Annotated in this window: 11 protein-coding genes and 1 pseudogene; 2 read left to right on the top strand and 10 right to left on the bottom strand. The window is 39.5% G+C overall.

The window, feature by feature from the left end; all coding sequences use genetic code 11:
- Positions 1-88 precede the first annotated feature (88 nt).
- Positions 89-646 carry a DUF2062 domain-containing protein gene (locus ACLFKQ_RS26295; protein ID WP_449002632.1) on the top strand — a complete coding sequence of 186 codons (558 nt, stop codon included), beginning with the start codon at positions 89-91 and terminating at the stop codon, positions 644-646.
- Positions 647-764: 118 nt separating this feature from the next.
- Here the strand turns inward: ACLFKQ_RS26295 and ACLFKQ_RS26300 are convergent, their stop codons facing one another.
- The 5 genes from ACLFKQ_RS26300 to ACLFKQ_RS26320 all read right to left on the bottom strand — a co-directional run bounded on the left by ACLFKQ_RS26300 (position 765) and on the right by ACLFKQ_RS26320 (position 6,328).
- A complete protein-coding gene (locus ACLFKQ_RS26300; RefSeq protein WP_449002633.1) occupies positions 765-1,130 on the bottom strand; it encodes a hypothetical protein in 366 nt (121 codons plus the stop codon).
- 165 nt (positions 1,131-1,295) lie between these two features.
- Positions 1,296-1,670, bottom strand: coding sequence for a hypothetical protein (locus ACLFKQ_RS26305; protein ID WP_449002634.1), 375 nt, complete (start codon positions 1,668-1,670; stop codon positions 1,296-1,298).
- Between the two features lie 111 nt (positions 1,671-1,781).
- Complete coding sequence (locus ACLFKQ_RS26310) at positions 1,782-3,473, bottom strand: ABC1 kinase family protein (protein WP_449002635.1); 1,692 nt, start codon at positions 3,471-3,473, stop codon at positions 1,782-1,784.
- A gap of 135 nt (positions 3,474-3,608) precedes the next feature.
- Positions 3,609-4,709 carry a phosphotransferase enzyme family protein gene (locus ACLFKQ_RS26315; RefSeq protein WP_449002636.1) on the bottom strand — a complete coding sequence of 367 codons (1,101 nt, stop codon included), beginning with the start codon at positions 4,707-4,709 and terminating at the stop codon, positions 3,609-3,611.
- 65 nt (positions 4,710-4,774) lie between these two features.
- Positions 4,775-6,328, bottom strand: a complete 1,554-nt coding sequence (locus ACLFKQ_RS26320; protein WP_449002637.1) for a sensor histidine kinase — start codon at positions 6,326-6,328, stop codon at positions 4,775-4,777.
- 175 nt (positions 6,329-6,503) lie between these two features.
- On the opposite strand from ACLFKQ_RS26320, the pseudogene murQ reads away from it, so the two are divergent.
- Positions 6,504-6,761, top strand: a pseudogene (murQ, locus tag ACLFKQ_RS26325) (N-acetylmuramic acid 6-phosphate etherase); the annotation flags it as partial.
- Positions 6,762-6,800: 39 nt separating this feature from the next.
- On the opposite strand, the gene ACLFKQ_RS26330 reads toward murQ, so the two are convergent.
- From ACLFKQ_RS26330 to ACLFKQ_RS26350, 5 genes are all read right to left on the bottom strand, one after another.
- The gene (locus tag ACLFKQ_RS26330) at positions 6,801-8,018 is read right to left on the bottom strand and encodes an ABC transporter permease (protein ID WP_449002638.1); all 1,218 of its coding nucleotides are present in this window, start codon (positions 8,016-8,018) and stop codon (positions 6,801-6,803) included.
- Between the two features lie 10 nt (positions 8,019-8,028).
- Positions 8,029-8,430, bottom strand: a complete 402-nt coding sequence (locus tag ACLFKQ_RS26335; RefSeq protein WP_449002639.1) for a hypothetical protein — start codon at positions 8,428-8,430, stop codon at positions 8,029-8,031.
- An 855-nt stretch (positions 8,431-9,285) separates the two neighbouring features.
- Entirely contained in the window at positions 9,286-10,800 is a 1,515-nt protein-coding gene (locus ACLFKQ_RS26340; RefSeq protein WP_449002640.1) for a hypothetical protein, read from the bottom strand.
- Positions 10,801-11,358: 558 nt separating this feature from the next.
- Positions 11,359-12,492 (bottom strand): glycosyltransferase family 4 protein, encoded by a 1,134-nt coding sequence (locus ACLFKQ_RS26345; protein ID WP_449002641.1) that lies wholly within the window; start codon positions 12,490-12,492, stop codon positions 11,359-11,361.
- A 240-nt stretch (positions 12,493-12,732) separates the two neighbouring features.
- Positions 12,733-12,900 carry a hypothetical protein gene (locus ACLFKQ_RS26350; protein WP_449002642.1) on the bottom strand — a complete coding sequence of 56 codons (168 nt, stop codon included), beginning with the start codon at positions 12,898-12,900 and terminating at the stop codon, positions 12,733-12,735.
- Positions 12,901-13,573 lie beyond the last annotated feature (673 nt).

The raw sequence follows: 13,573 nt of genomic DNA on the forward strand, positions 1-13,573 counted from the left end.
AAATTTTGAACTCAGGACTTTCCTATTCTCCTCTTTCTCGTATAGCATTTATTTATGAAAGAGATCCGAAATTTAGCAAATACTCAGCATGAATCGCTCTTACTCCCAAGGCAACTTGTTGTCTCCAAGTGCTCTAATGGAGAAAAAAAAAGTCAATCGTAGTAAGCACAGAAAACTCCGTCGGCTTGAGATAATTAGACCGATTCGCCTGATTTACTATCGATTAATTCGGCTGCGTGCTAATCCTCAAACCATTGCCAGAGGTTTAGCTCTAGGAGTTTTTGCTGGATTTTTTCCTTTATTTGGCTTACAAACCGCAATTGGTATATTTTTAGCGGCTATATTTCGAGGCAGTAAACTAGCGGCGGCGGCAGGTACTTGGGTGAGTAATCCTCTGACATACGTGCCAATTTATGTGTTTAATTACCACGTAGGCAAGCTAATTTTGCGAACTGAAGACACGATCGCTTCGCCTTTGAATATTGAGTCTTTTAAATCTTTTCGTCAACTAGGCTTTACTTTTGGGGCAACCCTAATTACGGGCTGTGTTGTAGTAGGTGCGATCGCCGCATCCGTTGCCTATTTTGGTGGCTTGCCAATTCTCAAACGTTTGCGTCGTAGAAAAAAAAGCAATTTAAGCAGCTAAACAATTTTTTAACCATAGATCGGATAAACGAATGACAGCAACCAGAAACAAATTGCCCTACTTGCTGTCACGATCTTAGTATTCATTCCAATTAATCTAAAGCTTCTATCGAGCTAATTTAGTCGATATAGCCCATTAATGTAGAAACATCATCCATTTCATTAGGAGCTACGGGACGATTGCCCATAACCGAATAGTTTTGACTGATATGCAGCTTACTTACTGCAATGGGACGATTTCCAGATATTGCTAGAGCATTTTTAAATTCGACAGTGCCTTTAGCTATGGGACGATTAGAACCCACAGAACTGTATGTGTCTACTATTTGCAGATGGCTGCGTTCGATTGGTCTATTTTGTGGCAATAAAGTGCTTTTTTCTTTGACCGATAAAGCTAAGGCTTGTTTTTTTTCACCATTTTCTGGTGACTGACCTTGGTTTTCTGGTATTTGATTGCCATTATTTTCAGTATTTTCTTCACTCATTGAGTTATCTCCCAAGTTTAATTTAAGTTTTATCTAATCAGGTACGGGCAATTTAGTGACTAAATTTACTATTTTTATTTTCTCTTAATAACTGTCCTTATTTTGCCATTTTATAGTTTTTGCAGCAAGAGTCGATCGTCGGCGTTAGACAAAAACAGGACTGATTTATTTGTTCATTTCATCCAAATTCAGTGCTTTTGAACCTTCTCGGTAAAATTGCATCAGTAAGTCATTGAGTTGAGTCCAAATTAGAGAACCAATAAATATAGTTAAAAGTAGGGATACTCCATAAGCAGAGATGATTCCGAAATCAAAAATTAATAATCCCCCTGCCAGAAAAATCCAGACTCCCAGACAAACTCCCCAATAAGATAGCACTAATCCCTTACCTTTTAATTGGTAAAAATCGGATTTTTTTGCTTCTTGAGACCGATTTTGAAGTTGTTGTTCTACTTGAGCCTTAAACGACGAAATAAAGGCAAGGGCGATTGCAACTCCGATAATAGACACTAAGAATGGTGGTTGGGAAAAATAGTACATAAACGAAGCTAGCTATTTGATTGACGATCTAGTTCTCAACTACTTTATCTCGAAACGTCAAAACGAAGGAAGAAGTAGTAAGGATTTCCCCGTCTGTTACCTCACTCTGTCTCAATTAGTAGCAGTAGGTATCATTGCTGCTACTCTTTCCATGGATAGTTCGCGAAAGGTAGTTAAGGCTAGTTCGAAAATACTTTGTGGTTTAATTTCATCCTGAATTAAAATCCACAAACGCCTTACCTCATCGGTATGGATGCGTTCGTCTTCGGTTAATGCCAGCAATAGCTGATGGCGAAGATATTTTCCTTCTGCCGAAAGTAAATATTGTAAACCCAATCTAGCCGTAGGTAAAAGCTCGAAGTTACCGTCAGAACGAGCGATCGCAATCATATTTTCCAGTCTTTCCCACTGGAATTTGCCATCTCTAATCAATACATCGAGCAAACGTCTTCTTAGCTGAGGGGATTCTCCCGTTAACAAACGTTGCGACACATAGGGATAAGAAACTTCAATAATTTTGAAATTGGGATCGAGAGTGAGTGCCAACCCTTCTTGAGTAATTAGAGAACGTATAATCAGGGCAAATTTGGCAGGTACGCGAAAAGGATATTCGTACATTAACTCGGAAAATTCATCGGTAATAGTTTTAAAGTTAAAGTTCCTAACGCTTTCGCCCATTGCTCTGCCCAATACTTGTTCTAAAGCGGGAATAATTGGCTCTATGTCTACATCGGGAGTTAAAAATCCTAGCTGGACGAAATCTCTGGCTAAAGCTTGATAATCGCGGTTGATTAGCTGTACTACCGCCGAAGCAATAGTTTCTTTCATCCATTCTTCCAGTTGATCCATCATGCCAAAATCGATGTATGCCATCCGCCCATCAAAAGTAGCGAACAAGTTGCCAGGATGGGGATCGGCATGAAAGAAGCCGTATTCTAACAGTTGACGCAGTCCAGAAGTTACTCCAATCTCGATCAGGCTATTGACATTTAATCCAGCAGCTTCAATGCGTTTGATGTCGGTGAGCTTGATACCATTAATCCACTCTAGGGTCAAAACACGAGTGCTACTATACTGTCTATAAATAAAAGGAACTTTTACTTCTGGGTCACCATCAAAGTTCAGGGCAAATTTTTCAGCATTTTTGGCTTCGTTGACATAGTCAATTTCTTCAAAGAGTTTGATACCAAATTCATCGACAACCGAAGTTAAATCGTGTCCGAGATTTAGGGGTAGCCAAGGTGCCAGCCAACCCGCACCCCAACGCATTAGATATAAATCCAAGGTCAATAAGGGTCTTAAATTGGGACGCTGGACTTTAATCGCCACTTCTTCGCCACTATGCAAGAATCCCCGATAAACTTGACCCAAACTAGCAGCAGCTATCGGATTGGGGGAGATTTCGCGATAGATATCTCGAACTTTATGCCCTAACTCAGATTCAATAATCTCAAATGCAGTCTGATTATCAAAAGGCGGTAACCGGTCTTGCAGCTCGATCAACTCGTTGAGAAAATCGCGACGAATTAGGTCTGGTCTAGTAGATAGAGCTTGTCCTACTTTAATAAATGTGGGACCGAGTTTGGTGAGAATTTTACGTAATTCTCTGGCGCGTTTCGGTCGATTAATCTCGGTTTTGCCCAACCATTTATCTAGCTGAAGGCGAAATGCAAAACTACCTAATGACCAGATGATGACCAAGGCTCGACCGATAACTTGCCAAGGTCGATAGCGGTATTGAGACGAAATTGCTTTTGCATCATACAGTAGAGGTGGTTCTGCTTTAGTTGCTTTTTCGTCCATTCTTTGCCAATAAACCTAAAAAATATTGTCTAATATTAATTTTAGTATACAAATTTACAACTTACTTAATTTAATAATTATTTTTATTTAAAAAAATCATCAAGAAATGACGATCGATCTCGACAGTATTTCATTCTATTTGAGGCCTCGAACCAAATTTTCGATCGCTATTTTTTGAGATTCAATGCTTTCTGTCAGCTTAAATTGAACTAAAGCTCGAATGAGATTGTGTTCTGGATATTTAGCTTGAAAGTAAACATTGCCTGTTAGATAATCGGTAAAAAATCTCAGTCCTAACTCGAATGCCAGAAGGCGGATCGCGCTGTAGAGATACTCGTAATCGTTACCAGTCAAGAAATTTTTGGCCACGGATAAATAGCCTTGTAAAATAGTCTGAGCTAAGTGTGGTTCGAAATATACTCGCTCCCAGTCTCGAGTTTCTTCTCCAAGAGGATTGCAAGCCGAACGGAGACAGTCACCTAGATCGTAATGGATCAATCCTGGTTTGACCGTATCGAGATCGATTAGGGCGATCGCCTGTTGGGTCTGGCAGTCGAGGAGAATATTGTTAACCTTGGGATCGCCGTGAATGGGACGTAGCTTTAATTTACCCTTTTCTTTGGCACGTTCTAAAATTTCAGCATACTCAGCGCGAGCGTCAATAAACTTAAGACAATAATTGATTTCAGGAGATTGAATAAGTTTAGTTTGAGCGACAACTACCTGGTAAATTTGTAAATATTTGGGCGTAATGTGAAAATCCGGTAGGGTATCGGCTAATTTGGCTACGGAAAGATCGCTAATTAAATGATGAAACATCCCCAAACCGTAGCCAATTTCTTTTCCGTGTTGGAGGTCTAGAACGGTATCGAAGGATTGAGAATTATTGATGTAGCTAATACCCCGCCAAAATGAACCCTGGCGATCGATCCAGTAGCAGCGATCGCTGCTACCGATGGTCAATACCCGAGGAACTTCCCAACGACGTTCTCCTAGGGTTGCTTGCTGAAGTTTTTGACGCAGGCGATTGCAACAGGTACGAATATTGCCCATAACCAGTTCTGGCTGACGAAATACTCTGGTGTTAAGGCGTTGCAATATGAAATAAGGTTCGCTTGTAGAGTCGGTAGTTACTAAAAAGGTATGATTGATATTGCCACTACCAAATTGTTGCAGCTCTAAAACTCGATCCTCCTCTGGCTTGAAAAGATCGGCGATCGCCTTAAGATTATCCACGACTATGTTTTCGTCTGAGATTGTAATCGATTGAGGGAGTGAGACAGCTTCTACTATAACTATACCTAGGCATTTTTAGCCGCGCATTGCCAATCTTGAGTAATTCCTGAGTTACCAAGTGGTAAATAGATCGTAAATTCTTTACCATGTTGGGGTCTTTGTCTGACGGTAAGTTTGCCGCCTATAGCTTGAAAGATGTTTTTAGTTACATCGAGGTTGAGGCTCAAACATCCCGTTTCTGGTTGAAATGACAGTAGTTGACCTAAAGACTTCAGACGATTGGTTTGATTATTGTGTTCCGATAATACCTGAAGTTTTAAGCGATCGCCAGCCGTAGAGACTTTGACATGAATTTGACCTCCGGTAGGTAAACTACGAGTGCAGCTTTCCATCAGGCCGGTAAGAACTCGATCTAACATAGCTGGATCGCTGACTATTCTCGGTAGCTGCTGGGGAAGAACAAAATCTAGTTCCACATTTCGCCGCTGCGCTTTTTTTTGCCAGCGAGGAATATTTTGTTGAAATACTTGCTCTAAGGGAAAAGGAACTAAATTAACTGGTTTTGTAACGGGAGATGTAGATTTAAATTCCGCTGCCCTAAAGATTAGCTCCATACGGTCTATTTGTTCGGTACATTCGCGTTCGATTTCTTGCAAACGCTTGACTACGTTGGGCTTAAAGTCTTGTTTGCGCTTTAATAACAGTTTAGTTAGAGTTCGGATCGTAGTTAAAGGAGTCCGAACTTCGTGAGTAAGTGCCTGCAACAGTTCCATTTCTAGTTTATTTCCCTTTTGAGGCGAAGCCGAAGCAGAATACCCAGAGGCTACCTCAGGCAATCTCCGAGAGGCAATTGACTCGACGTGACGAGCTTTGGCAGCTTCAAAAGTAGTTTCGTCTGGTATATTTTGTAGTAATTGACGAGTAAAGCTAGTTACCAAACGAGAATCGGGAACGGTTGGTTTAAAAATTTCGACTAAACTATCTAGTTTTTCTCGTCTGTCGAAATTATTAGGTAATAAGCGCGAGCGCAAAGTTAGCCATACTTCGGTGATGACTTCTGGCTCGAAAGAAAAATCAAATTGCGCTACTTTTGCCTTGTCGGTTCCCAACACCATCACCAAGCTAAACTCGTCGGTTAAAATCAAACAAAACTGTTCTTCGGCGAGGGGATCTCCAGCGAACAGAGGTAACTCAAAGGTCGAAGGAGTATTAATAAGAGAATTATCATTAACGACAGAGGAGGGTTGAGAGGGCATTAATGCCGCAGCTTTAGAAGCGTTAGGGGTAAATATTCCTATTTGATAGTGAGTTGAAAGAGCTAAATTGCTAAAAAGTGGAACTGGAGCTGCTAAGATTAAACCCTTTGGACTAGAGGTTTCAGTCTGAGAAGCAATTTTTGACAAAAGTAGCTGCTCGGCTGTAGCGATCGCGCCACACCATTCTCTTTGTGCTCTGAGTTCGGCAGTACGATTTTTGCTACTATACTGCTCTAAATGCTCTGGGTTTCCTGGAGAATTTCGTCTAACCAAGACAGAGCCAAAAACTTCTTCTCGATCGCGATTGAGAATTTCGCTCAGATTCTGCAGCCACCAGTTTTGCACTTGTATTTCGACCTCCACCGACAATTAATCATTTCTTTTGGAGTTTAATACCTCCCAGGAGAGATAATTTACCCGTAATGATTAAATCGTAGCTGTTTTAGTTGCTTCTTCAAAGACGTAAAACCGAACTAAAAATTCGCAAACTCCGATGTTTATTGTGGAGCATAGAAATTCAAGGCTCTTATTTTTGACTGGCAATCGCATGATTGACGTTGCCGTCACTAACAGTAAACTGCAGGATCGCGCCCTGAGAATAATTAGCGATCTTACCGATCTAAATCGCCAACAAGCAGAGGAGTTACTAGAGCGCAGCAACAAACGAGTCAAATTGGCTTTACTAATGCACTGGAGCAATTTAGATGTAGCAATGGCAGAACATTTGCTAGAGCAAAAAATTAAACGTTTTGCATTAACTGAGACGGAACGAACTCAGGGGAGATTTTTAATTTAATATGAGGGCAAGTAAAGAGTTTAATTTTCCCGATAAACTCTAAATTGCCTGGCGTAAGGATACGATCGGATCGAGTTGGGCAGCTTGTCTGGCAGGTATGACTCCAAAACAAAAACCAATTCCGCAGGAGTTAGCGATCGCTAAAAATACTGCTAACGGTGCTACGCTAGCTTGAAGTGGAGTTAATATGGCGATTGTCACTATACCGCTGGCACCAACTAAAGTACCAATAACACCTCCAGCTAAAGACAAAATTGAAGTCTCGATTAAAAACTGAGTCAAAATATCCCTACTAGAAGCACCGACAGCTTTGCGTAAGCCAATCTCTGCGGTACGGGCTTTGACCGACATCAGCATCACGTTCATAATGCCAATACCGCTGACGATCAGAGAGGTACTGGCGATCGCCACCAAAGAAGCAGTTAAACCTAACGTTACTAAATTAGAGGTTTGTAAAAACTTTTCTTGAGAGTGAATGGCAAAATCGTCGCGATCGATAATTTTATGGCGCAAGCGCAACAAATTACTCACTTGAAACTCTGCCGCACGGACACTAGCTTTATCTGTAGCGGTAAAAGTAATTGAAGAGACTTCTGTACCGTAGGGAGAAGTCTGGCCCACTATTTTTGTTGCCATAGTAGTAGCGGGAATAAATACCGCCCGATCTTGATTGCTTTCGAGTAAAGAGCCTTTAGCCGCCATAATGCCGATGACTTCGAAGCTATTATTTTTAATGCGGATTTTTTTGCCAATTGCTCGTTCGTGGGGAAATAGTTGAGCGGCTAAGTCTGCACCCAAGACTGCAACTAAATTGTTACGTTTGAGATGCCTGGTTGTAAAAAACTCTCCCGTTGCTACTTGAAAATTACGCACCGCAAGAAATTCTGGGGTAGTACCAACCAAAGAAGCTTCTATAGTGAGATCTCGATAGTTAATTAGCTGCTTGTTTTTGATTTGGGGGGCTACTGCAGAGACAGAAGGAACTTGAGTGGCGATCGCTTCGGCATCTGCTAAGACTAAGGTTTTGGGCTTACCTGTGGTTCGGCGTACATTACCCTGTTCGGGAATTACGTACAGCATATTCGGTCCAAAGGATTCTAATTCTTCGGTTGCCAACTGTTTGGCACCTTGGCCAATGCCCACCAATAAAATAACTGAAGTATTACCGATGATTAAGCCTAAGGTGGTCAATAAACTTCTTAACTTGTCAGCTTTTAAGGTGGCAAGCGCCATTCCTAAGGAATCTAAAATATTCACCATTCACCTCCTAACCAAATAAATGTGCGATTTGTTGCCAGACGTGACATCCTAAAAGGAATAAACCAGCGTAAGTAAAATAAATTAGTTTTTTAAGATCGCGTTTTAATTCGCTAAAGGTAAAAGCTAAAAAAATTAGGAGATTAAAAGCTAGTAATCCTTCGGCATAAACCCAATAAGTATTGAGCTCGTTAAAATCAATATCTTCCTTTTGAGTCATTAACAAACCATGTACTAATCCCAAGAAAATAGTAACCATTAAAGCTAGACGAGCAGTCTGCCAACACAATATCTTGTAATTGGGCAATAGTCTGACTGTACTGGCGATCGCGGGATAAAAAACTATACTAGAACCTATTAAAGATAATACTCCTAAAGAATTGGCGAGGAGATTGACATTACTTGAATACATAGTTTTACTTCTAAACTTGATGTAATAAGTTTCACAAACAAAAGCTTTTTAGTAAGCTCGATCTATTTTAGATTTATCGAGCGATTTGAGAGTGAGTTTAATTCAATATTTCAGTGAGTTTAATTCAATATTTGTCAAAATGTAAAAGTTAATTTTCAACTAGGTATTTAATAAGTTGTTTGGCGGATTGCGGATCGAGGCTAAAACACAGTACGATATAAAGTACAAAAGCGGTAAATAAAGCTTGTAAGTGTCTCATTTTTTGTCTCTCTTCTGTAAGTTTTAAGTTTGAATCTAAATCAAACTACGGCTAGGATGCAGAAAATATGCAAGTGACGAGAGTGACTTGGAAACAAGCAGCAAATTTTTGTTGGGAGTAAGATACGTTACCAATATTCTTAATTACAGATAAAGTCTTCGCTTCATTCATGTTTTATTCTGTCTGCCATGAATTTTAGTTCGATAGTTCTACCACAAAAAATTGCTCAATCCCAACCGAAAGAGCAATTAAGAAGCAATTAAATTTATATTGGACTGACTATAGAATATCAATCAGCACTTATTTTTACAGTAGATTTTTTCAACAGAATCAACAGAATATTTATAGGTGATAGCAGTTTGTATTTTTATACAGCAATGCGTATTGCAATATTACAAAAACTCGTTCTCTAAACAGGAACGGGCAACCCTACACCTGTTATAAATCGGTGGAAGCGAAAGGAAAAGGTTATGCAATAGGGATAAATTCAAGTTGGTAGCCTATTTGAGTAGCATGACCACTGAGGATAATTGCTTTTTCCTCTTGGGAAGCTAGTCGATTATGATTCGTGCAAGAAGTCTATTGTCAGTTTAAACTCAAATTTCTGCAGCTATAGCAACCAAGTCCTCAAAGAAGTAGGAGCTATGAGCAAAGTCAAATTGCTCGACATTGGAGAAAGACATCCTTATGTCATTCGCCACGATCGCAATCGAACTTGGATCGCTGCCGAGAAAGACTGAAAATTCAGTCTCTAAATCAAATTTAGCAATATCAAAACCTTCTTCCCCATCGACGAACTGATCTCCAAAGCCACTAATATAATCGTTACCTTCCCCTAAATTGATGATTCCACCTCCTGTATATCCTGAGAAAGCATCGGGTGCCAGAGTCTCAATTCTGTCTTCTCCCGAACCCAGATCGATTGTTCCTTGGTTGTTAATACTATGGTTATCGATACCACTCTCAACAGATACCGAACTGTAAATGCGATCGTTTCCAGCTCCAGTGTTTAGACTGGAGTCGCCCTGTTCTGGTACTAAGACTATGCCACTATTGTTATCTCCCCCGCCAAAGATTTCAACCGAGCTTATCAGTTCGTCATCACCATCTCCTAGATCGACAGTACCAAAGTCGCCAATGTAGCTACCATTATTGTTATTCCCTGTTCGAACCCTTACTCTACTGTCAATCTTGTCATCTTCAGCACCACCTTGAATATTTCCAAAGAATTCAAGATCGAGACCACGATTAAAGTCACCATTGCCTCTTACTCCAACGGTACTATTAATATAGTTTTTGCCAGAAGCAAAGGAAATTCCACCAAACCTAGAGGAAATTCCGGTATTGTTACTGCCGTTACCATCAATACCTGCAACAGCATCAATGCGATCGTCCCCATCACCAAGACTAATACCAGCTTCATTAGCTATGTCGAGACCAACATTGTCATTGCCATCCCCGCCAATAGAGGCTACAGCGCTAACAACATCGTTTCCTCGATCGCCGCTGAGACCACCATCTGAGGCAATAAAACCTCCATTTCCGTTACCATTACCGGCAACTTTAACAACTGCACTAAAATCGTCATTTCCCTCTCCTAACCTGAAGCCGAAAAATGAACTGCTAATGCCGTAGTTGTCATTGCCATCTCCATTAATAGTTGCGATGCCGATGATTCGGTCGTTGTCGGCTCCCAGATCTATGGAGCTAAAAACGTTGCTAATACCATTGTTACGGTCACCATTGCCTCTAACCAGAACTAAACCGAAAACGCGATCGATACCAGCATCCATACCGATAAAGGTTTCATAATTTCTAATACCGGTATTGGTGTCTCCATTACCGGTAACGATGTTAATGCCACGTATATTATCTTTGTCAGCTCCAGTAGTAATAACTGCTTCTTGTTCTTCACCAAGTTCCCCAAGATTATAAATCGCTTGATTGCGATTGCCACCTCCAGAAACCAACAGCACATTTTGAACTAGATCGTTACCAGCATCAAACGTAATACTGTCTTGATTTAACAAACCAGTGTTGTCATCCCCAGTAACGACATTCATACCTACAAAATCTGTATTTCCCAAGCTGCTAAATCTAGCATGTTGCATACCATTAAAATCCATACAAATTAAAATTCCACACAATTATCGGTAACATTTTTATATAAACCGCGTCTACTTTGAAACCCGTAGTTTTTTATTTTTCTATTTTTAGGTTAAAGGTCAAGGGGCAAAGGAAAAAGGGATCTGGTTAAAACTCCAGTTCTCTATATGGACGCGGTTTAAACTGTGATAAAATTTGCGTGGTATGTTTCAATTTTTTAAAAAATCTTATTTTTGCAGTTGCTGCTCGGAAGCTCCAATATTTAATCAATCGCGATCGCATAAATTATGTTTCAACTATTAATATCTAAACTTAGAGATATTTTTTGTTCGAAAACGACTTCAACCCAATAAACAGTAATATTTTTACTTTAAATAATAAACACCCCTTCTGGTTCTAAAATCTCCATAGAACCGTTTTATTTTATACGGATAATATTTTCTAAAGCCCTTCTAAATAAATAGAGAGGGTTTATTAATTACATATATTTTTTTTCATAAATTTATCCAATTCAGAACTTGAAGTTAGTTGCATTATAATTCAGTTACCAAAAATCAAAGATTTTATAATGCTTGTTGATAAACTTCTGCAATCTGCCGAGCCACTTTATTCCAGCTATAGTTATCCTTAACATAAGTCAGACAGGCTTCTTGACTGGGTAATTTTCTCTGTCCAGACAGTGCCTCGTTAATTCCCGCTGCTAATTTTTCAGGAGAAGAATCTTCAAACAGCAAATCTTTACAAAAAGGCTGCAAAATTTCGGGAATTCCTCCTACTGAAGTTCCTAAAACTGGAGTTCCGGTAGCCAAAGACTCGACGACAATCAAACCAAAACCTTCTAACGACAAGGTAGGAACGACAGAAAAATCGGCAGCGCAATAGCACAGTGGTAATCGCTCGTCTGAGACGTATCCTAAGAGTTTGACATTATTATTCAGGTCTAGTTCGGCAATCTGTTTTTCGAGAGTTGCTGCCAATGCACCTTTGCCAGCAATATAAAGCATGAGCTCGGGATGGCGATCGCGTACTATAGCGATGGCAGCAATTAAATTTTCTAGTCCCATACGCTTGGCGAGGCGGCGAATACAGAAAATAGTCGGTCTGTCTGAACGCCAACCGAGTTTGAGACGAGCTTGAGTTGTGGAAAGATCGATATTGAAGCGATCTAGATCTACTCCACCGGGGATAATATGAATTTTGTCTAAAGATACTCGATATTCTCGATGCAAAATATCGCGAAAGGTTTTAGACAATACGATAAACTGACGCGATCGCCTGTATACTGATTGCTCGACCAGTTTTTTTACCTTAATCGCGAGCGGCTTTTGAGTTTCTACATCGCTTTCTAATGCCCAGGGGCCGTGAAAATGAGTGACTAAAGGACGATTTTTCAAAGAATTTAATAAAGGAAAGGCAAAAAGGCTAAAGTGAGAAACAATTAAATCGTATTCATGTTGGATAATTAGCTGTTGAAAATTCTTTCTAATTTTAAGCCAGCGTTGTATGAGAGAAGCATCTGCTGTGGCAAACGCTTTGACTTTACCTTGCGAATCACGCTCTAAGTTTTCCGAACCTACGACTAAACCGCTAAATTCGATATTGGCTTGAGATAAATGATTGGCACAGTCATAATAGTAACGATCTAAACCACCGGCGCATTCTGGAAACCAACCCAACCCGATTTGTAAAGTTTTCATCGATGTGTTTTATGTTAGCGATCGCCTAGATTCTAAGATAGCTGTAATTCTTTCTCGAAAAAGTAGGCTATTATCAGCTATATCTTATAACACGATTCTGAACGAATAACTAGATTTGGCAAGCTACTAGGGATTCGGACTCAATTCAGATCGACTGTGACGAAAAATCGCGAGCGAGTCAGAAAATACGAGGAGATTTAATATCTGTAACTTTAAAAAAAATTAATTTGCCTAGAAAGATTAAGTAGGCAGAACAAAATAAGAGCCAAAATTATCACAATCATGAAGTTGGTTCAAAATTGACATAATTACGCCTGCCATCTCAGACCGCTCTGATTGAGGATTGCGCCTCACCTCGATGGCAGTTAAGCAGAGGAAGCGATAAAAACTCTGCAACGCCTCAGTCAACTTTAGATTTACTTTATCGTCTTTTTACCTGACAATTCGCTCTCCTTTGGTAAAAAGCAATGGGTCACAGCGGTAAAACCCCCATCCGACAAAGCAGTTTATTTGTTTCTTATTCTATTTATTATGATATTAATTGATTACAGTATAAATAATCGTACTAAAGATATAAATAAATTATTTTCTTAAAAATAGACAAAATAATTTTACATTACAACTCTTGATAGATAAGGAATATCAAGTACTGAAAGTATAAAAATCTATTTTATTTTATTTCTATTTTTTTGTAGTTATATTGTTGAGAATTATTAAATAAAAATCGACTTAACGAAAATATTTAAAATTTTAGCGATTTTCTTTGATGTGGAGTGAGGCAATTCTTCTACTGGTATCCATTACTCCAGGACTTACGCACTTCAGCACTCTAAACCTTGATTTACCTGACTCGCTGCTCAAACAACGAAATTTCATTCAACTGCGTAAGTCCTGTACTCTATAGCTGTGTTGGCATTTTATGTAGAATAGTTAGCGCGATCGCACTTTGGGTATGAAATTAAATTTCGGCAAATAAATAATTAATGCATAAACCAACAATTGCTACCCGAATAAATAAATGTAGGGTTTCAATTTTTAAGAAAAGCAACCTATTGTTGTTGGTTGTTGTTGGATGGCGATC

The organism is Myxosarcina sp. GI1(2024) (assembly GCF_053543375.1).